21 protein-coding genes and 1 tRNA gene are annotated in these 18,222 nt (G+C 66.7%); 13 read left to right on the top strand and 9 right to left on the bottom strand.

From position 1 onward, the window contains the following. Positions 1 to 12 precede the first annotated feature (12 nt). Positions 13 to 639 carry a PH domain-containing protein gene (locus tag ACSR87_RS13945; RefSeq protein ID WP_498530873.1) on the bottom strand — a complete coding sequence of 209 codons (627 nt, stop codon included), beginning with the start codon at positions 637 to 639 and terminating at the stop codon, positions 13 to 15. Next, positions 636 to 1,292, bottom strand: coding sequence for a PH domain-containing protein (locus tag ACSR87_RS13950; RefSeq protein ID WP_498530874.1), 657 nt, complete (start codon positions 1,290 to 1,292; stop codon positions 636 to 638). The genes ACSR87_RS13945 and ACSR87_RS13950 overlap by 4 nt, the downstream gene beginning before the upstream one ends. 136 nt (positions 1,293 to 1,428) lie before the next feature. Here ACSR87_RS13950 and ACSR87_RS13955 point away from each other — a divergent pair, with 136 nt between their 5' ends. The 5 genes from ACSR87_RS13955 to ACSR87_RS13975 all read left to right on the top strand — a co-directional run bounded on the left by ACSR87_RS13955 (position 1,429) and on the right by ACSR87_RS13975 (position 6,645). Beyond that, a complete protein-coding gene (locus tag ACSR87_RS13955) occupies positions 1,429 to 1,914 on the top strand; it encodes an Lrp/AsnC family transcriptional regulator (RefSeq protein WP_424008611.1) in 486 nt (161 codons plus the stop codon). Beyond that, a complete protein-coding gene (locus ACSR87_RS13960; protein WP_498530875.1) occupies positions 1,911 to 3,062 on the top strand; it encodes a pyridoxal phosphate-dependent aminotransferase in 1,152 nt (383 codons plus the stop codon). Before ACSR87_RS13955 ends, ACSR87_RS13960 begins: the two co-directional genes overlap by 4 nt. 106 nt (positions 3,063 to 3,168) lie before the next feature. Further along, positions 3,169 to 3,594, top strand: coding sequence for a universal stress protein (locus tag ACSR87_RS13965; RefSeq protein ID WP_004043672.1), 426 nt, complete (start codon positions 3,169 to 3,171; stop codon positions 3,592 to 3,594). Between the two features lie 157 nt (positions 3,595 to 3,751). Further along, positions 3,752 to 4,465, top strand: a complete 714-nt coding sequence (locus ACSR87_RS13970; RefSeq protein WP_498530876.1) for a DUF7504 family protein — start codon at positions 3,752 to 3,754, stop codon at positions 4,463 to 4,465. Between the two features lie 134 nt (positions 4,466 to 4,599). Continuing rightward, on the top strand, positions 4,600 to 6,645 hold the full coding sequence (locus tag ACSR87_RS13975) for a hypothetical protein (RefSeq protein ID WP_498531071.1): 2,046 nt from the start codon (positions 4,600 to 4,602) through the stop codon (positions 6,643 to 6,645). Here ACSR87_RS13975 and ACSR87_RS13980 read toward each other — a convergent pair whose 3' ends face one another. The 4 genes from ACSR87_RS13980 to guaB form a co-directional block, all read right to left on the bottom strand. Beyond that, positions 6,646 to 6,786, bottom strand: a complete 141-nt coding sequence (locus tag ACSR87_RS13980; RefSeq protein ID WP_008605571.1) for a DUF7503 family protein — start codon at positions 6,784 to 6,786, stop codon at positions 6,646 to 6,648. Positions 6,787 to 7,006: 220 nt separating this feature from the next. Next, positions 7,007 to 7,597, bottom strand: a complete 591-nt coding sequence (locus ACSR87_RS13985) for a HalX domain-containing protein (protein WP_004063642.1) — start codon at positions 7,595 to 7,597, stop codon at positions 7,007 to 7,009. A gap of 153 nt (positions 7,598 to 7,750) precedes the next feature. After that, positions 7,751 to 8,839: a TrmB family transcriptional regulator gene (locus tag ACSR87_RS13990; protein WP_498530877.1), complete on the bottom strand. Its 1,089-nt coding sequence runs from the start codon at positions 8,837 to 8,839 to the stop codon at positions 7,751 to 7,753. Between the two features lie 141 nt (positions 8,840 to 8,980). Then, positions 8,981 to 10,477: an IMP dehydrogenase gene (guaB, locus tag ACSR87_RS13995; protein WP_498530878.1), complete on the bottom strand. Its 1,497-nt coding sequence runs from the start codon at positions 10,475 to 10,477 to the stop codon at positions 8,981 to 8,983. Between the two features lie 395 nt (positions 10,478 to 10,872). Between guaB and ACSR87_RS14000 the strand changes: the two genes are divergently transcribed. The 8 genes from ACSR87_RS14000 (at position 10,873) to ACSR87_RS14035 (ending at position 15,688) form a co-directional block, all read left to right on the top strand. Next, positions 10,873 to 11,070, top strand: a complete 198-nt coding sequence (locus ACSR87_RS14000) for a DUF8099 family protein (protein ID WP_081603265.1) — start codon at positions 10,873 to 10,875, stop codon at positions 11,068 to 11,070. An 84-nt stretch (positions 11,071 to 11,154) separates the two neighbouring features. Beyond that, complete coding sequence (locus ACSR87_RS14005) at positions 11,155 to 12,036, top strand: DUF5794 domain-containing protein (protein ID WP_498531072.1); 882 nt, start codon at positions 11,155 to 11,157, stop codon at positions 12,034 to 12,036. Between the two features lie 42 nt (positions 12,037 to 12,078). Continuing rightward, on the top strand, positions 12,079 to 12,465 hold the full coding sequence (locus tag ACSR87_RS14010; protein WP_498530879.1) for a secondary thiamine-phosphate synthase enzyme YjbQ: 387 nt from the start codon (positions 12,079 to 12,081) through the stop codon (positions 12,463 to 12,465). Positions 12,466 to 12,566: 101 nt separating this feature from the next. After that, positions 12,567 to 12,794, top strand: a complete 228-nt coding sequence (locus ACSR87_RS14015; protein WP_013035372.1) for a DUF5795 family protein — start codon at positions 12,567 to 12,569, stop codon at positions 12,792 to 12,794. Between the two features lie 56 nt (positions 12,795 to 12,850). Continuing rightward, positions 12,851 to 13,027: transfer RNA gene (locus ACSR87_RS14020), tRNA-Trp, on the top strand. Positions 13,028 to 13,303: 276 nt separating this feature from the next. Then, positions 13,304 to 13,684 (top strand): DUF7522 family protein, encoded by a 381-nt coding sequence (locus ACSR87_RS14025; protein WP_498530880.1) that lies wholly within the window; start codon positions 13,304 to 13,306, stop codon positions 13,682 to 13,684. Between the two features lie 108 nt (positions 13,685 to 13,792). Beyond that, positions 13,793 to 14,272 carry a dihydrofolate reductase HdrA gene (hdrA, locus tag ACSR87_RS14030; protein WP_498530881.1) on the top strand — a complete coding sequence of 160 codons (480 nt, stop codon included), beginning with the start codon at positions 13,793 to 13,795 and terminating at the stop codon, positions 14,270 to 14,272. Between the two features lie 111 nt (positions 14,273 to 14,383). Then, positions 14,384 to 15,688 carry an MFS transporter gene (locus tag ACSR87_RS14035; RefSeq protein WP_498530882.1) on the top strand — a complete coding sequence of 435 codons (1,305 nt, stop codon included), beginning with the start codon at positions 14,384 to 14,386 and terminating at the stop codon, positions 15,686 to 15,688. A 73-nt stretch (positions 15,689 to 15,761) separates the two neighbouring features. On the opposite strand, the gene ACSR87_RS14040 is transcribed toward ACSR87_RS14035, so the two are convergent. Genes ACSR87_RS14040 through ACSR87_RS14050 form a run of 3 tightly spaced genes read right to left on the bottom strand, consistent with a single transcriptional unit; the run spans position 15,762 to position 18,219 of the window. Further along, entirely contained in the window at positions 15,762 to 16,835 is a 1,074-nt protein-coding gene (locus ACSR87_RS14040; protein ID WP_498530883.1) for a glycosyltransferase family 4 protein, read from the bottom strand. 1 nt (position 16,836) lies between these two features. Then, entirely contained in the window at positions 16,837 to 17,214 is a 378-nt protein-coding gene (locus ACSR87_RS14045) for a 6-pyruvoyl trahydropterin synthase family protein (protein ID WP_498530884.1), read from the bottom strand. A 6-nt stretch (positions 17,215 to 17,220) separates the two neighbouring features. After that, the gene (locus tag ACSR87_RS14050; RefSeq protein WP_498530885.1) at positions 17,221 to 18,219 is read right to left on the bottom strand and encodes a zinc-dependent alcohol dehydrogenase; all 999 of its coding nucleotides are present in this window, start codon (positions 18,217 to 18,219) and stop codon (positions 17,221 to 17,223) included. Positions 18,220 to 18,222 lie beyond the last annotated feature (3 nt).

Consider the following 18,222-nt stretch of genomic DNA (forward strand, 5'->3'; position numbering starts at 1 on the left):
ACTTGCGCTTTTTTACCGCTCTACCGCCGCTCTGAGCGCCCGCACCTCGTCGCGGACGGCGGCCCACTGCTCGACCGTGCCGGGGAGTTCGTCGCGGTCGTCGTGACCCTCGATTCGGTCGCGGAGAGCGCCGGGGTCGTCCACGTCCTCGAACCGGATTGCGCCGCCGCCCGCGGCCTCGACCGAGACGGTCCCGTAGCCGAACCACGACCCCGTGACGCCCTGCGAGAGCGCGCTGTTCTGGACACGGTCGAGCGAGACGCGCTGGACCGTCCGAGAGAGGACGCCCGTCTTCCGGTAGAGCGCCCGGTCGGTGACGACGTAGCGCGTGTTGGTGACGCTGAGATACGACCACGCGGGCAGGAGGGGCCCGACGAGAGCCACGAGGGCGAGCGCCGGCACGCCGTTCGCGACGGCCACGGCGACGGACACGACGGCGATGGCACCTCCGACGACGGCCGCGGGGATGACGGTCTGTATCCGCGGCCGACCCTCCCAGCGGACGGTCTCGTCGTCGCCGCGTGCCAGCCAGTCGTCGATGGCCGCGACGGTCTCCGAGCCCGTCGCTGCGTCGGCCGCCGACTCGGTCGCGGCGCGCTCGGATGGCGAGTCCGCGGGGCTCGAATCGCCGTCCGTCATCGCTCGTCGGTCGCCGCGTCGAACTCGAAGTCGCTCGGTTCGAGCGCGTCGTCGCCTGCGGCGTCGGGGTCGGGGACGGCGTCGGGTTCGTCGCCCGCTCGGTCGGTCGCGTCGTCGCCCGCATCATCGCCCGCGGCGACGCCTTCCTCGCCTTCGACGGCCTGCCGAATCGCGCGGAGTTCGGTCAGGATGTCGTCGAGGACGGCCGCCTTCCCCGCTGCGTCGGTTTCCGACCCGGAGCGGCGCTTGATTCGCTCGTTGACGAGCGTCTGGAGCGACTGCGGGTCGGCGACGTTCTGGAAGCTCATCTCGATGCCGCTTCCGCCGGCGGTGCTGATGTCGACGGAGCCGTAGCCGAACTGTCCGCCGAGGAACGTCTGGCTGTAAGAGGTGTCCTGCACCTTGTCGAACTCGATGCGCTGGACGTTCCGGGAGAGGACGCCCGTCTTCCGGTAGAGCGCGTCGGAGGTGACGACGTAGTTCGTGTTCTTGTGCGAGAGATACGACCCGACGAGGAGCGGGATGCCCACGAGGACGAACGACAGCGGGACGCCGACGATGAAGGAGGGCACGAGGCTGTACGGGTGCGGGGTGTCGGCCCAGAGAACCTCTTCGTCGTCGTCGAGGGTAATCCAATCGAACTCGGTATCCATCGCTGACACGTTTTCCCCGGCGATGGAATAGTGTTCCGCCGGCTGCGGCCGCCGCCAGTGAGTATCGGTATCAACCAACATGACAATTCCACCCGGTTGGGCAAACCATTTTACCGATGCCTGCAACGGAGTGTCCATGGACAAGCAGTCACTGCTCGACTTGCTGCGTCACGACGCTCGCGAGAGCGTAGATGACATCGCCCGCCAGCTGGGCGCAGACGCCGAAGCAGTGGCAGCAGCGCTCGAAGAACTCGAAGACGACGGGGTCATCCGCGGCTACCAGGCGGTCGTCGACTGGAACAACGTCGACGAGGAACGCGTCCGCGCGCAGGTCGAAGTCGACGTCGAACTCGACCGCGAGACGGGCTACGAGGAGATTGCCCGCCGCATCGCGCGGTTCCCCGAGGTCGCCACGCTGCGACTCGTCTCCGGCGACTACGACTTCTTCATCGAGGTCGAAGGCGAGTCGATGCACGCCGTCTCGAACTTCGTCTCCGAGCGCATCGCCCCCATCCCCGAGGTCACGAAGACGGTCACGCACTTCGTGATGGACTCCTACAAGGAGGAGGGCATCGAACTCGGGGACGGCGACGACGACGACCGGCTCTCAGTGTCGCCATGACGCTCGGCGACCAGCTTTCGGACCGCGTCGAACAGGTGCCGCCGTCGGGCATTCGGAAGTTCTTCGAACTCGCCGAGGAGGTCGACGACGTCATCTCTCTCGGCGTCGGCGAACCCGACTTCTCCGCGCCGTGGGCCGCCCGGACGGCCGCCATCGACTCGCTCGAACGCGGCAAGACCTCCTACACGTCGAACCGCGGGATGCGCGAACTCCGCGAGGCCATCTCGGAGCGCGTCACCCGCTACGGGCAGGAGTACGACCCCGAAGACGAGATTATCGTCACGACGGGCGCGAGCGAGGCCGTCGACCTCGCGTTCCGGGCGTTCGTCAACCCCGGCGACGTGGTGGCGATTCCCCAGCCGTCGTACATCTCGTACACGCCGGGGGCCATCTTCGCCGGGGGCGAGCCGCTGCCGGTCCCCACGCGCGCCGAAGACGAGTTCACGCTTACGCCCGAGGCGCTCGAAGCCGCGGGGGCCGACGAGGCCGACGTGCTGGTGCTCTGCTACCCGAACAATCCAACCGGCGCGGTGATGACCGACGACGAACTCGCCGACGTGGCCTCGTTCGTCAGGGACCACGACCTCGTCGTGCTCTCCGACGAAATCTACTCGGACCTCCGGTACGAGGACGACCACGCCTCTATCGCCACCCACCCCGGCATGCGCGAGCGGACCATCGTGTTCAACGGCTTCTCGAAGGCCTACGCGATGACCGGGCTGCGTCTCGGCTACGCCATGGCTCCGGCGGGGGCCATCGACGCGATGAACAAGGTCCACCAGTACGCGATGCTTTCCGCGCCCACGACGGCGCAGTACGCGGCGCTCGAAGCGCTGCGGTCCTGCGACGACTCCGTCGAGGAGATGCGCCGCGAGTACGACCGCCGCCGGCGGTTCGTCCTCGCCCGCTTCGAGGAGATGGGACTCGACTGCTTCGAGGCGAAAGGCGCGTTCTACGTCTTCCCCGAGGCCCCCGACGGCGACGACGAGGCGTTCGCCGAGGGCCTCCTCGAAGAACAGAACGTCGCGCTCGTCCCGGGAAGCGTCTTCGGTGAGGGCGGCGCGGGCCACCTCCGCGTCTCCTACGCGACGGGGATGCGCGAACTCCGCGAGGCGATGGACCGCATCGAGGCGTACGTCAGCGACTGAATCGACCGAGCGAAACCCGACTCGACCCCGTCACCCGCTTTTTTCCGAACGAGCGCCACCATGAGTATGCGAAGCATTCACACGGGTGGGACGCGTACGGTCAGTGATGTACGACGAAATCCTGCTCCCCGTCGACGGGAGTCCGGCGGCCGAACAGGCGATGCCGCACGTGTTCGACCTCGCGGAGCGGTTCGACGCGACGGTACACGTGTTGTTCGTCGTGAACACGACGCGGGACAGCGCGGGTGTTGTCGGCGGCACGGTCCTCGACACGCTCGAACGGGAGGGCCGACGCGTCGTCGACGAGGTCGAAGCACGCGGCGAACGCCGCGGTATCGAGACGCACGGCGTCGTCCGGCGGGGCGCACCGCACGACGCAATCCTCGACTACGCGACCGAACACGGCGTCGAAGTCATCGTGATGGCGACGCACGGACGGACGGGCGTCGAGCGCGTGCTGCTCGGGAGCGTGACGGAGCGCGTCGTCCGGGCCGCGCCGGTTCCCGTGTTGACGGTCCGCGCAGCCGAGTAGTCGGGTCGTCGGGGCGAAGCGGCCACGACGGCTCGACCGGCCGAAACGCACCGCGATATCGCTGACCGAGCGCGTCATCGACGCTGGCCACCGTTGGGACAGTTCGAGAGACCAACACGCAAAGTATTATTAAATGCGCTTTCGTCGTGCAATACGAATGGATTCGGGAGGTGACACGGACATCGCCGTGACCGAGGACGCGTCCACGTTTCAACTCGGACTGGACGACCTCAAGCGGCGAGGGAGCGCGCTTCTGGTCGTCGGGTCGGTCCCGACTGAACTCTACTCGCGCGCGTCCAAACAGATGCTCGGTGCCCCCGACGAGCCGCGACGCCGTCTGTTAGTTCTCAACGACTCGACGCCGCTCGCCGACCGACTCGACGACGACATCCAGCGCACCAAAGAGTGGACGCGCGTGGTTCGGTACTCGACGCTCGAACGGAGCGCGGCGGCATCGTCGGCTCCCGACGCCGTGCCGACCGCTGCGGACACCTACGAGCGCCGGATTGGCGGCGGTCTCGGCCAGCTCGGTGCGGAACTCGCCAACGACGTGACCGAGTTCGACAGCCTCTCCGGCGGGCTCTCTCCGGCCGAACTCCGCGTCGCGTTCGACTGTCTGCCGTCACTCCTCTCGCGGTACCGGCGAGACCAGGTGTTTCGGTTCCTCCACGTCATGACCAGCCACGTCCGCGCCCGAAACGGGATGGTCCACGTCTGGTCGCCCGGGGACCGCGAAGACGAGCGCAACCGGCTGCTCGAACCGCTGTTCGACGCCGTCGTCGAACTCGACGTCGAGGGCACGGAGGCTCGCCAGCGCTGGCATCTCCGGCGGCGAGACGCCTCCTCCGGCTGGTTTTCGTTGGAGTCGTGAACCTCGCACGACCAGTACGTTTTTCACCTTAATCGTGTCACATAGACACAATGGAACCGTCCGGGCAGGACCAGCGGGCTGACGCGTCTTCCGCGTTGGAAGTCGGTTTTTCGCTCCCTTCAGATGGCACGGGGTTGGTCGTTCGAGACAACATCGAACGCCACCAGTTCATGCTTCGAACGCCGTCGTCAGTCGCGCCGGAGCCGACCGACCGACGCCGGTTTTCGCTCCCGACGGACGCCGCGGTCCGCATCGAGACCGACCGTATCGGGTTGGCCGCGAACACGGTCGTCTGCGTCCGCGACGAGGCGGGGTCGATGCTCGCACAGGTCGACCAGCAGGGTCGCGAGGAACTCGACGCGGCGACGTACAGCATCGAGCTTTTCGGCGCGGTCAAGACGTATCTCCGAGTCGACGGGGCAGTGACCGTCGACGCGCAGCCGCTCGAAACCGTGCTCTCGTTCGAGGAGTCCCAAACGGTGTTCGTCGGCGCGCGGTCGTCCCACGAGAGCCCCGCGACGACGATTACGACGACCGACGACCCGATCGACGTGATGGAGGCCGTCTCGGCGTTCAGCTCCGCGCTCAAGACCACGAGCGTCGAGCGGTCGTACCCGACGCTCCGGGGCCACCCGCCGCTTCTCGAACTGGGCGACGAACTCGATATCCCGGCGGAACTCCGCGTCCCCGACACCGGCGTCCGAATCGAACTCCCGCCGACGCTGAGCCACGTCTTCGTGGCGACGCCGCTGGCGTACTATCTCGGCGCGAGGCTCGTCCCCGGCGACTCGCCCCGACTCGTCACCGAAGGGGGGTTCATCCACGACTTCGACGGCCCACACGGGTTCGAGGAGGCGGTCGCGCGCGCGCTCAAGCGCACGTTCTTCCTCGACTGCGTCGTTCGGACGGAGGGTATCTACGACGTGCCGCTCCACGAGCGCCAGACCGTCGAGTCGCGGACGGATATCGACGCCGAGGGGCTGTACGACGCGCCGCTCGACGAACGGCTCGCGGCGTACTTCGAGCTTCCGTACGACCAGATTGCCGACCTCGTCCCGGAGTGGAAGCTGACGACGCACGTCGCGCCGCAGACCGACAACATCGAACTGCTCCCCTTCGTCACGAACGACCTCGCGGTCGTCCGGACCCCGTCGGGGACCGAAGTCCCGCACTCGGAGGTACAGGCGGCCGTCGTCGACGATTTCCTCCGAGACGACGCCGACGCCGAGGACAGCGACGCCGAGACCGTCAGGAGCGCCGGCGCGACGACGCCGAGCGAGACGTATGTCAAGCCCAGTTCGACCGATTCGGTCGAGCAGGCGTGGATTAGCGACGGAACGCCCGTCGGCGCGAGCAAGACCACGCCCGCCGCCTATCGGAACCGCCTCCAGCGCGAACCGGCGCAGGGTGACATCGGTATCACGGTCGTCTGTAACGACCCCGAGATGCTCGACGAGACCGACATCGTCGACGAGGTGTACGGCTCGCGCGACGGACTGTCGTTCGACGTCGACGCCCACTACGACCTCAGCAGGGCGGAGCTTCGGCAGACGCTCGCGGAGCCGACCGACTTCCTCCACTACATCGGCCACATCGACGACGACGGCTTCCAGTGCCGCGACGGCAGGGTCGACGCGGAGACGCTCGACCACGTCGGGACGGGCGCGTTCTTCCTCAACGCGTGCCAGTCGTACGACCAAGGGCTCGCGCTCGTCGAGGCCGGCGCTATCGGCGGTATCGTCACGTTCAGCGAGGTCATCAACAGTCAGGCGGTCGGCGTGGGTCGCACGCTGGCCCGGCTGCTCAACGGCGGATTCCCGCTCCAGGCGTCGCTCGACGTAGTCCGAATCGACAGCGATGTCGCACACCAGTACGGCGTCGTCGGAGACGGCGGGTTGTCGGTCGTTCAGACCGAAAGCGGAGTTGCAGTCTACTGCGAGGTTCGGGATGTGTCGAGCGGGGCGTTCGAGATATCCTATCACGCATTCAATACTTCTCAGGCAGGGATCGGGTCCCTAATCAGGCCTGCGCTCTCGAGTGATATGCCGTATTATCTCTCTTCGGGAGGCGTTTCGAGCACTGAGCTCTCTGAGGACGAACTTCGAGAGTTCCTCGCGCTAGAACAAATTCCGGTTATCTATGACGATGCCGTCTACTGGGATTGCGAATTCCTCGCGTGATTACGGCCCGTAGATGACACTGGTGTTTCCGGCCGCCACGCTGCCGGCCTGTGAGAGCAGGAGCGTGAGCGTGAACAGGACACCCATCATGCGGGGATTCTGACGGAGGTACGTTACCATCTGGTTGCTGTCGTCGGACATGTGCACTCACCCCAAGGCGCGAACAGAAATTATAATTTTTCGTGTATATCTGATATGAAATTAACTTAATTAACGGAGCGGGTGTCGCAAGTAACCGTCAGTCTGGCGAACGGTTCCCGTAACAGCGTGCAAACTACCCGTAGCCGCAAGGGCTACGCGTCGGCTACGAGAACGGAGACGAGAGAAGACGTTCGGCGTCCGAAACGGTTGCCCGGTCTGGTCAGGAGTTGTCGATATCGGCCTCGCCGCCGATGTCTCGGTACACCGCGGAGATTCCTTCGGTTTCGTCGAGCTGCCCGAGCGTCTCGTCGAGCTCGCGCCGGAGCTCGGTCAGGCGGGCGGTGAGCCGCTGGTACTCCTCGTTTTCTTCCAGCGCCGCCTCGTCTTTCTCCGACTCTAACAGCGCCTTCTTCGACGCGAGGGAAAACAGGTCTTGGATACCCACGTCGTAGGCGTTTCGCAAGATGAGGTTAGAGACGGTCTCGGTCAGCGCTTCGCGCGAGACGGGTTTGACGAGGTAGTCGTCGAAGCCCATTGCGATGATGTCGAAGTCAGGTTCGACCGCGGTCACCATCGCGACGCGGCACTCGAAGCCACGGTCTCGAATCTCCGAGAGCGCCTCGTCGCCCGAGAGGTCGGGCATCCGACGGTCGAGGAGAACAACGTCAACCTCGTCGTCGAGCTTATCGAGCGCCTCGCGGCCGCCGTAGGCGACACGAACGCCGTAGTCGTTCCTAAGCCAGGTTGCGTACAGATCGGCGAGGTCAGGCTCATCTTCAACGATGAGCACCAGTGGCTGTTCTGCGCTCATTGGTAGTGGAGTGGTGTTCCGGAGACGCTCACGAAACTCAATGTCGTGCAGTGGTATATCAAAATACCTCTTGTCTAACGCCGTCCGAAACCGCGCTTGTGGGCACTAATTGCCCCCCGGAGTTGTTATACATTCCGGCGAACCGAACAGATACTAACTGTCGGATGTCCCCGAAATCGACTCGACGGTGATGCGGTTCGCCTCGACATCCTCTAACACCGCGCCCCACCCGCCGACGGTGTAGGTCTCCCCGTCGGTCTCGACGGTCAGACAGACCTGCCCCGCGAGTTCCGAAAACGACAACGCGTCCGTCGGCGCGGAGACCGCCGTGTAGTACATGTCAGTCACTTCGCCGGTGAACTCGACGGGGTCGCGCTCGTCGGTCTCGTAGCCCTCGATGTGGGCGGTGATTCGGTTCCCGTCGCGGACGAGCGGCTCTACGTCCTGTACGAAGTGTCTGATGTCCGAGTACACTATCGGCGGCTCGTCGGTCTGTGCGTCGTAGACGACCTCCCAGACCTCCCACAGCGCCGTCTGGAAGTACCAGTGGAAGACGTACGCCAGCGTGTAGTCGTCGACGAGGACGCCGTACTGGTTCACCGAGTTGTCGTGCGGCGCGAAACACGCGCCCGTCCGGTCGACGATGGCGACGAACGGCGTCGGAAGGGTTCGGTGTCTGACCTCCGTGGCGACCCCGCGGTACTCCCGTTCGGCGGGTGGTTCGAGTTCGTCGGTCCGCTCGGGGTGGAGCACGACCTTCACCAGCGCGCCGTTCTCGTACGCCTCCGCGAGCGCCGGCTTGAGCTCGTCGAACTGCTCGGGGGTGACGGACAGTTGAACCTCGCCGTCGGCCTCCCGAATCATCTCTTCGGCCCGATTGAACACCGTCTCAAAGCGCTTGACGATACTCAGCATGTGTCGGTCGACCGCGGGCTGTTGCCAGCGCGCCTCGATTTCCTCTGCCGCGTCGTCCAGTTGGACGGCGCGACTCTTGAGGTCCTCCATCATCGATTGCGGGTCGCACGCCCGCGCGTGAAGGCTATCCTGCTCGTAGGTCTCGATGTAGCCCTTCGCTTCGAGGTCGCGGAGAACATCGTAGATACGGGCGGTCGGCACGGCGCAGGCGTCGGCGAGTTCGGTCGCACTCGCCGCGCCGAGTTGCAGCAGCGCGACGTACGCCTCGGCCTGATACTGAGACAACCCGGCGTTCCGGAGTGCAGTGCGTAGCTCCGCGGTATTCATCGCTTGTAGATGCACGACATACATCCCTATTAATTATCGTATGTTCCTACCTCGCGTTCCCGCCGGGAGACGAGCCGAGAGCGGAGAGAAAGAGCAGTGAGGAGACGGACACAGCGCGAAAACGAAACGGCCGGGTGCGCGTTACTCGCTCGGGCTGTAATTCGGCGCTTCGTCGGTAATCATCACGTCGTGGGGGTGGCCCTCGGTCTGGCCGGCGGCGGAGACGCGGACGAAACGGGCGCGCTCTTTGACCTCGGGGATGGTCTCGGCACCGACGTAGCCCATGCCGGACTGCATACCGCCGACGAGCTGGTGGAGCTCGGACGCGAGCGAGCCCTTGTACGGCGTCGCGGCCTCGACGCCCTCGGGGACGTACTCCTCGTCTTCGTTGTCCTCTTTGAGGTAGCGGTCGGCACCGCCGGACTGCATCGCGCCGACCGAACCCATGCCGCGGTACTGCTTGTACTTCTTGCCGTTCATCGTGATGACGCGGCCGGGGGCCTCGTCGGTGCCGGCGAAGTAGGAGCCGAGCATGACCGCGTCGGCCCCGGCGGCGACCGCCTTGATGGCGTCGCCGGAGTAGCGGATGCCGCCGTCGGCGATGACGGGGATGTCGTAGTCGGCGGCGACGTCGGCGACCTCCGCGACGGCCGAAATCTGGGGCATGCCGGAGCCGGAAACGACGCGGGTCGTACAGATGGAACCGGGGCCGATGCCGACCTTGATGCCGTCCGCGAAGTCGACGAGTTCGGCCGCGGCCTCGCGCGTGCCGACGTTCCCGACGACCACGTCCGCCTCGACGGACTCCTTGATGTCGCGGGCGGTGTCGATGACGTTGAGGTTGTGCGCGTGGGCGCAGTCGATGAAGATGACGTCGACGCCGGCGTCGTCGGCCATCTGCGCGCGCTCGTCGTCGAACGGGCCGACGGCGACGCCGCAGACGAGGCGGCCGTCGTCGTCGCGGGCGGCGTTCTCGTGTTCGCGGCGCTGGAGGATGCCCTGCATCGTGACGAGGCCGACGAGGCGGCTGTCGTCGTCGACGATGGGGACGCGCTCTATCTTGTGGTCGTACATGAGTTCGAGCGCGTCGCGGGCGGTCACCTCGCGTTCGGCCGTGATGACCTCGTCCGTCATGGCCTCGCCCACCTCGTCGGACTCACCGACTTCGAGGTACGGGCGGATGTCGGTGCCGGAGATGATGCCGAGGACCACGTCGTCGTCGTCGACGACGGGTGCGCCGGAGACGCCGGCGCGCTCCATCATCTCGTCGACCTCGCTGATGGTCTGGCCGGGGTTGGCCGTGACCACGTCTTCGCGGCGGATGACGAGCTCGTCGGCGCGCTTGACGCGCTCGATTTCGCGGACCATCTGCTCGGCGTTCATGTTGCGGTGGAGCACGCCGAGGCCGCCCTCGCGGGCCATCCCGATAGCCATCCCGCTTTCGGTGACGGTGTCCATCGCCGCCGAGAGGATGGGAATGTTGAGTTCGACGTTCTTCGAGACGCGCGTCGACACGTCGGCGTCGTCGGGTTCGACGCGGCTCTCCATCGGGCGGAGCAGCACGTCGTCGAATGTGAGGGATTCGGGTACCCGTAGCTTCTCGGTGAAGGGTTCTCGGTCAGGAACGTCGTTCGCCATATCAAGCGTGGTTGCGGCGACGACAAAAGGGTTGCGAGATAGCACGGGCGTGTCGATGTATCGCAAACCCGACCGTCGATATACCCACATACGTGAGTATTCTCTGCATCGCCGGTCGACAGAGACGACCGCCGAAGCGTGATGACGCCCGTGAACGACGGACGCCGCCGACCCCCAGCTACGCCGGGGTGTTCGTCCCCTCGTCACGGTGTACCGAACCGCAAGACCATCGTGAATAATCACCATATTCACGAACGTGTACCGCGAGATTTCCGAGATTTCAAATTATAACCGACGAATCGTCAGTGCTTTTTATAATGAAGGCAGAAATACTCGTGTCCCGTGCGGGCGCATCCCACACAACGTTTAATACTCCTGTCCTATTGTAATCCCGTATGGACTCCACGCGTCCCGCCGCATCGCGCATTGCCGGTCAAACGACCTCCGACTCCGGCATTCTCTTTACAGCGATGTGGCAGACATTTAAACGGGAGTTCAATATCGGACGAAATGGGCTTCGCGTGCGGAGCGCCCGCACCCCGCTGTCCGAATTGCGTCCCTATCGCCGCTTGGGCCATGGTGACGGCCAGTAACATCGAATGAGTGTCTCACGCCACCCAGTCGCCCTTCGCCTCGAGCAACAGGTAGGGGGTGCCACCCGTCTGCTCGCAACCGTCATGGGGCTGCCCCTCGTCGACGGCATCTTCCCCGCGCTCATCATCGCGGGAGCGATGACGACCGCCGCGGGCGACCCCTCGATTGCGGGCATCCTCCAGACCGGCCTGCTCATCTTCGGCGGCTCCGCGACGGTCGCGGTCATCCTCGCCGAGATGGACGGTACGCGCCGCGAGCAGCTCACGTCCATCCTCCTGCTCGGCGTGCTGCTCATCCCGGTCGCGGTCGCCGAGGCCGCCGTCGCCGAGACCATCGAGACGCTCCTGAACTTCGAGGTGTTCCACCGCTTCGCCGGCCTCGTCATTCTGGCCGTGGCGGCGAAGACGGCCTCCTCGAAGGTCGGTGAGTACCTTCCCTCGCCGAGCATCATCATCGGTCTCGGCCTCGTCGCGAGCTTCGAGCCCGCCGGGTTCGAACTCATCGTCACCCCCGACCCGATGCGCCTGCTCAGCGCCGGCGCGGCGGCCGGCACGGGCGTCGGCTTCGCCGGGGCCGTCGCGCTGTTCGCCCCGCGGCTCCGCGGCAACGTCGACATCGACCTCTTCCGCTTCGGTAGCTCGGTCGCCCTCGGCATGCTGGCGCTCGACGTGCTCGGCCTGATGCCGACGCAGGCGCCCGTCGCCCTCGGCGTTCTCGGCGTCACCGCGCTGTTCGCGTTCGACCCCGGCTCCGACGGCGCGGACCTCGACGAGTTCGTCGACGACGCCTCCGCCGAGTCGGCCACGCCTAACGCGAACGCCAACGGGGCGGTCGCAGACGGCGGCGACGACGCCGACGCGGCCGACTACGACGCGCTGGTCGACGACGCGAACGAGACCGACGACGACTCCGAGCCGGGGTACGGCTATCCCGGCGAAGAAGAGTCGCGCGCCCCCTGGCTGTAACCCGCCGGGCGACTTTTTCTCCCGGCCGGCGAACCACGTCGTATGCGACAGCGTTTCGATATCCGAACCGAGCGCCGGCTTCAGGTCGTCGACGTGACCGACGAAGTCGAGGCGGCGCTTCCCCGGAAGTACGACGGCGTCTGTACGGTTTTCTCGAAACACACGACGACCGGCGTCTGCGTCAACGAGGCCGAATCACGGCTGCTCGGCGACATCGAATCGATGCTCACCGAGGCGGTCCCCGACGACGGGTGGGACCACGACGAACTCGACGGGAACGCCGACTCGCACCTCCGCGCGCTCCTCGTCGGCAACGGCGTCTCGATACCCGTCGCCGACGGCGCTCTCGACCTCGGGCGGTGGCAGTCCGTCCTCCTCGTGGAGTGCGACGGTCCGCGCACCCGGACCGTGACGGTTGCGACGCCCTGAGTCGACCCGGGGCGCGGCCCGCGGACCTCGGGAACGTCGAACCCGAAACCGACGCCGACCGCTGGCGGAGGGCTTACTTACTTCGGGACGGTTGCACGGGTATGAGCAACCGCGTCGTGCAAGGACGGATGGTCACGCCCGAGACGCTCGCCGAACTCGTCGAGGGCGAGCGCCCGATGGACGCCGAGCCGATTCAGGACGCCGACTTCGACTGCCCGGAGTGCGGCGAGAACGTCATCCAAGTGGGTTACATGCCGAGCGTGACGGAGTTCGTGACGGCCTACAAGTGCCAGGAGTGCGACTGGGCCGACGACGACCGCGACGAGTAGAATCGAAACCCCTTTAAGAAAAATCGCCATACGAGAGAGTGCAGACAGAACGAATCGGGGCTGTGGCCAAGCCCGGCATGGCGACTGACTCCAGAGGCTTGGCGCCCGGGACGACACTCCAGCTGATATACTGAGCGACCGACTGATCATCGGTCGTGTTGACGACCCTCTGGAGTTCCGAGGTGCCCACCGGAGATATCAGTCGATCGGGGGTTCAAATCCCTCCGGCCCCACTCTAACCTTAATCCTTTCGCAGGGTTTTATTACGGAGTAACGACGCTCTCGCGTGGGTTCTCTCCCACACAGGAGGTGCGTCTCCGTGAGCGATTCGCCACCAGAGAACAGCGACTGCGACGGCGAGAACCAACGCGCCGTCGCGGCAGCGGTCCCGCGGCTGTGTCTCTCTGCACCGAGCCTCTATCACTCGTTTGAAAAGGAGTGGTGTTCGGTCGGAAGAAATTACCACAAGAATACCAACTGATTATAGTTGCCCGGGGTGACGGGGCGGTATGGTACGGGACACAGCGCACCGACTCGCCGAGTATCTGAGCAGGCGCATCGGTGACGGGCTTCGGACGGTCGTCATCGCCGACGACGGCGGCTACGAACTGGAATACATCCGCGACGACCTCTCGGAGCGGTACACCGAACGGACGCTAACGGCGGCCGTCACCGACCTCCGGGTCGAAGCGTCGTTTTCGTCTCCCAGTAGCGACTCGTCCCCTGCCGGCGAACGCCGCGCGGTCGTCTACTACTACGAGAACGCGTTCGTCCTGCAGTTTCCCTTCTCCGAGGCGGAGCAAATCATCATCAGCATCGGAACCGGCGTCGGGACTGACCTCCTGCGGTTCATCGAGGACTGCCGGCGCATCGTCGACCGGGAGAACTGAGCGCCGGGGTGGTCGCGGGCGGGGGTGAGGTCGGTGCCGGGCGCCGACGACGGGAGGCGACGCCGCTGCTGCACAACGATTTTCTCTCGTGCGCCCGACGTGGGAGTGATGGAACTCGTCTCTGTCGCCGCGCTCGCCGAGAACCGCGTCATCGGCCGCGACGGCGAACTCCCGTGGCCGAGCATCCCCGCCGACAAGGAGCAGTACCGCGCCCGCATCGCCGACGACCCGGTCGTCCTCGGTCGGACGACGTTCGAATCGATGCTCGACGACCTGCCGGGGAGCGCCCAAATCGTCATGAGCCGAAGCGAACGGTCGTTTTCGGTCGACACCGCCCACCGCGCGGCGAGCGTCGAAGAGGCGGTCGACATCGCGGAGTCGCTGGGCGCGGAGACGGCCTACGTCATCGGTGGTGCCGCCATCTACGCGCTGTTCCAACCCCACCTCGACCGGATGGTGCTGAGCCGCGTCCCCGGCGAGTACGAAGGCGACACGTACTACCCCGAGTGGGACGCCGCCGAGTGGGAACTCGACGCCGAGACCGACTACGAGGGTTTTACGCTCCAAGAGTGGGTCCGGTCGGCGTAGGTCCGGACGGCCGACGGCCCTAGACTCGCTCGGCTCCGGCGACTCCGGCGACTCCGGCGAGGCCCGCTGGGGCGCGTAGCTTGATACGCCGGAGGGCCGTAGCGGGCGACCATGCGTCCGAACCTCGACACGCGGATTCTCGCGCTCGCGCTGGCTCGGATGGTCGACGCCCTCGCCAACTCGTTTCTGGTCGTCGTCCTCCCGCTGTACATCGGGAGCCAACTGGTGTCGATGCCGTCGTTCGTCGGGACGACGCTTTCTCTCGGGGTCGTCGAGGTTCCCCTCTCGACCGAACTCCTCATCGGAGTCGTGCTCTCGCTGTTCGGGTTTCTCAACAGCTTCAGCCAGCCGTTTACGGGGTCGCTGTCGGACCGCACGGGCCGCCGCCGAGTCTTTCTTTTGACCGGCCTCGCGCTCGTCGCCGTCGGGAGCGCCGGCTACCTCGTGTTCGCGGACTACGGCTCGATACTCGTCATGCGTGCGCTCCAGGGTCTCGGCGCGGCGTTCACCATCCCGGTCACGGTGGCGCTGGTGAACGAACTCTCCGACGAGGACGAACGCGGCGGCAACTTCGGCCTGTTTAACACCTTCCGACTGCTCGGGTTCGGGACCGGCCCGCTCGTCGCCGGCGGCGTCGTCACCGCCGGCCCCTACTCGCTCGCCGGCGTCGCGCTTTCCGGCTTCGACGCCGCGTTCCTCGTCGCGGTCGTCGGCGCGGCGGTCAGTTTCGTCCTCATCGCGCTGCTCATCGAGGACCCAGAACGGACCGACAGCGAGGCGGCCGACGACATCTCGATTTCGGTTCGGAACCCCGACGGCCCCGGCCTCGACCCCGTGTTCGCCCTCGGCGTCGCGACCGTCGTGATGGCGCTGAGCATCGCCATGTACGCCCCGCTCGCAAACGTCATCAACGAGCGCCTCGACCAGGGGACGTTCCTGTTTTCGGTGCAGTTCGGCGCGACCGTCCTCGCCAACGTCGTCTTCCAGTACCCCATCGGCCGGCTGAGCGACCGCTACGGGCGGCGGCCGTTCCTCGTCGGCGGCTTCGTCCTCCTGCTCCCGACGACGCTCGCACAGGGGTTCGTTCAGACGCCGGCGCTGATGATTCTCGCGCGGTTCCTGCAAGGCGTCGCGGTTGCGGCCGTCTTCGCTCCCTCGCTCGCCCTCGCAGGCGACATCGCCAAGGCGGGGCAGTCGGGGTCGACGCTCTCGCTTCTCACGATGGGGTTCGGCCTCGGCGTCGCCATCGGCGCGCTGTTTTCGGGCGTCCTCGTCGGCTTCGGCTTCGCCGTCCCCTTCGTGGCCGCGACCGCGCTGGGCGCGGTCGGCCTGCTCCTCGTCTACACGCAGGTCGGAGAAACCGTCGAGGTCGGCGGCGGTGGCGGCGGCAATCCCTCGCCCGCCCGCGGCGACTAACGCCGATTCGAGGCTGTTGATGGGGGCGACGCCGCATCAGGCGTCGGTGTCGGCGTCCTCGTCGGCGTCAGCGTCAGTCGGCGTCACCACCGATATCGAGCAAAAGCGAGCGAACCGTCGCCGCCGTCTCGTTCCACGTCGGGTGCGCGAGAAAGCGGTCGCGGGCCGAGATAGCGAGCGACTGCAACCGCCGGCGATTCCGACACAGCGGGGCTACGGCGTCGGTGAGTTCGGCCGGGTCGGTCGGGTCGACGAGGAAGCCGTCTTCGCGGTGCGTGACGAGTTCGCTCGCGCCGCCGGCCGACGAGACGAGCGCCGGGAGGCCGAACCCCATCGCCTCGACCGCGGCGATGCCGAACCCCTCGTAGTGGGAGGGGAGCGCGAACAGGTGTGACTCCCGGAGCGTCGCGGCGAGGTCGGCGTCCGAGAGCCGGCCCGCGAACGTCACGCGGTCGTCGATGCCGCGGGCGACCGCGAGGGCCGAAAGCGAGTCGGCGTAGTCGGCGTCGACCGCCGCGCCGACGACGGTTAGCTCCCAGTCGTCGCGGACGCGAGCGAGACCTCGGAGCAGGCCGTCGACGTTCTTCCGCGGTTCGAGGTTGCAGACGGTGATGACGCGGAGCGGCCCATCGGCGGCGCGCGCCCGTATCTCGTCGTCATCGAGGGGCGCGCCGAACGACGCAAAGCGGTCGCCGGCGGGGTGCGCCACGACGCTCGGGTCGGGGTCGGTGACGGCCGCGACCGTCCGTTTCGTCGTCTCGCTGTTGAAGACGAACGCGTCCGCAGAACGGAGATACCGGCTCTCGACGGCACGTCTGGCGCGCCGTCGCCACCACCGAAACCGCTCCAGCGAGTTGAGGTGGTGGACGACGGAGACGACCGGGGTCTCGTCGTCGAGCAGGGCGTTCGCGCCGACGAGCGAGGGGTGACACAGTTCGTCCTGCAAGAGCACGTCCACGTCGAGGGCGCGGAGGCGGCGGACGGCGGTGAGGTTGTCCCGGAGTCGCTTTCGGTACGGCCGCTCGGGGAGCGAGACGACGGTCACGTCGTCGCCGGCGGCGCGGAGTCCGCCGACGAGTTCGGAGTCGTAGCGATAGCCGCCGGAGCGGTCGTCGAGCGGGCCGTAGACGACGAGGCCGACACGCACGTCAGAGCGGGGTCTCGTAGGTCGCGCTCGCCGCGTCGTCCTCCCAGACGCGGACCGAGACGTGCTGGGGCGCGTCGAGGGAGGTCGCCTCGACGAACCGCTCGCACACCTCGCGGGCGAACCGCTCGACGCTCGGGTTCTGCCCCGAGAACTCCACGAGTTCGTTCATCGTCTCGTCGCGGTAGCGAGACAGCGTCGCGTCCAGCGCGGCTTTCACGTCGTCGATGTCGACGAGGTAGCCGTACTCGTCGAGCTCCGGCCCCGACAGTTCGACCTCGACGGTGAACGCGTGAGAGTGTAACTCACCCTCCGGGCCGGGGTTCGGAACCGTCAGGTAGTGCTGGGCGATGAGGTCCCTGCGAACCGAGACGCGGTACATGAACTGTCAACAGTTCCGGTAGGTAAAGAGGATTTGGACGGCCTCGTCGGGCGCGTCCTCGAGGAGTCGGTAGGCCCGCGCGGCTTCGTCGACGCCGATTCGGTGGGTCACGAGCGGGTCCAGCGGGAGGTCTTCGAGGTGGTCCCACGCCAGCGAAAAGCGACGGTCGGCGTCCCAGCGGCCGCGAAGGTCGGGGTCGATGGTGCTGACCTGACTGCTCTCGACGCTGATGCGTGAGCGGTGGAACCGCCCGCCGAGGTCGAGGGTGGCGGGCTTGGTGCCGTACCACGACCCGACGACGACCCGGCCGTCGTACCGCGTCACCGACAGCGCGTCGTCGAGCGCGTCGGGGTCGCCCGAGAGTTCGAGCGTCAGGTCGGCCCCGTCGGCGGGGGCGTCAAGCGATTCGGGGTGGACCGCCTCGTCGGCACCGAGGCCCTCGGCGATTGCTCTGCGCTCGGCCACGCAGTCGACCGCGGTCAGACTGCCGAGCGGGAACTGCGCGAGGAGCGCGGTGGTCACGAGGCCGACGACGCCCTGCCCGAAGACGACGGCGTGCTCACCGATGAGCGGCCGGCCGTCCATCACGAAGTTGAGCGCGGTTTCCATCGTCGGCAACAGCGCGGCGCGCTCGTCGGTCACGTCGTCGGGGACGGCAATGAGTTCCGAGGGGGACGCGAGAAAGCAGCTCTCGTGGGGATTGAACGCGAAGACGCGGCTGCCGAGCCGCGAGTCGGGCACGCCGTCACCGACGGCCTCGATTTCGCCGACGGCGGCGTAGCCGTAGCGGAGCGGAAACGAGAGGTCGCCCTCCAGCGCCGCGATTGACTCGTCGGCGGCGAGGTCGGTCGGCGCCTCGCCGCGGTAGACGAGCCGCTCTGTCCCGGAGCTCACCGCGGAGGTCAGAGTACGGACGCGGACCTCCTCGGGACCGGGTGCGGGCACGTCGCGGTCGCGGACCTCGACGCGTTCGGGGGCCACGAAGTAGACCGCGCGACCCTCCATCGC

It is taken from the genome of Haloferax sp. SDI50 (genome assembly GCF_059802635.1).

Bases quoted from the DNA above. Each gene is read 5' to 3' on its own strand.
- hdrA (WP_498530881.1), top strand. From the start codon at position 13,793: ATGGAACTCGTCTCTGTCGCCGCGCTCGCCGAGAACCGCGTCATCGGC.
- ACSR87_RS14025 (WP_498530880.1), top strand. From the start codon at position 13,304: ATGGTACGGGACACAGCGCACCGACTCGCCGAGTATCTGAGCAGGCGC.
- ACSR87_RS13965 (WP_004043672.1), top strand. From the start codon at position 3,169: ATGTACGACGAAATCCTGCTCCCCGTCGACGGGAGTCCGGCGGCCGAA.
- guaB (WP_498530878.1), bottom strand. From the start codon at position 10,477: ATGGCGAACGACGTTCCTGACCGAGAACCCTTCACCGAGAAGCTACGG.
- ACSR87_RS13970 (WP_498530876.1), top strand. From the start codon at position 3,752: ATGGATTCGGGAGGTGACACGGACATCGCCGTGACCGAGGACGCGTCC.
- ACSR87_RS13955 (WP_424008611.1), top strand. From the start codon at position 1,429: ATGGACAAGCAGTCACTGCTCGACTTGCTGCGTCACGACGCTCGCGAG.
- ACSR87_RS13945 (WP_498530873.1), bottom strand. From the start codon at position 639: ATGACGGACGGCGATTCGAGCCCCGCGGACTCGCCATCCGAGCGCGCC.
- ACSR87_RS13950 (WP_498530874.1), bottom strand. From the start codon at position 1,292: ATGGATACCGAGTTCGATTGGATTACCCTCGACGACGACGAAGAGGTT.
- ACSR87_RS14015 (WP_013035372.1), top strand. From the start codon at position 12,567: ATGAGCAACCGCGTCGTGCAAGGACGGATGGTCACGCCCGAGACGCTC.
- ACSR87_RS14010 (WP_498530879.1), top strand. From the start codon at position 12,079: ATGCGACAGCGTTTCGATATCCGAACCGAGCGCCGGCTTCAGGTCGTC.
- ACSR87_RS13980 (WP_008605571.1), bottom strand. From the start codon at position 6,786: ATGTCCGACGACAGCAACCAGATGGTAACGTACCTCCGTCAGAATCCC.
- ACSR87_RS14035 (WP_498530882.1), top strand. From the start codon at position 14,384: ATGCGTCCGAACCTCGACACGCGGATTCTCGCGCTCGCGCTGGCTCGG.
- ACSR87_RS13960 (WP_498530875.1), top strand. From the start codon at position 1,911: ATGACGCTCGGCGACCAGCTTTCGGACCGCGTCGAACAGGTGCCGCCG.
- ACSR87_RS13990 (WP_498530877.1), bottom strand. From the start codon at position 8,839: ATGAATACCGCGGAGCTACGCACTGCACTCCGGAACGCCGGGTTGTCT.
- ACSR87_RS14045 (WP_498530884.1), bottom strand. From the start codon at position 17,214: ATGTACCGCGTCTCGGTTCGCAGGGACCTCATCGCCCAGCACTACCTG.
- ACSR87_RS13985 (WP_004063642.1), bottom strand. From the start codon at position 7,597: ATGAGCGCAGAACAGCCACTGGTGCTCATCGTTGAAGATGAGCCTGAC.
- ACSR87_RS14050 (WP_498530885.1), bottom strand. From the start codon at position 18,219: ATGGAGGGTCGCGCGGTCTACTTCGTGGCCCCCGAACGCGTCGAGGTC.
- ACSR87_RS14005 (WP_498531072.1), top strand. From the start codon at position 11,155: ATGGGGCTGCCCCTCGTCGACGGCATCTTCCCCGCGCTCATCATCGCG.
- ACSR87_RS14000 (WP_081603265.1), top strand. From the start codon at position 10,873: ATGGACTCCACGCGTCCCGCCGCATCGCGCATTGCCGGTCAAACGACC.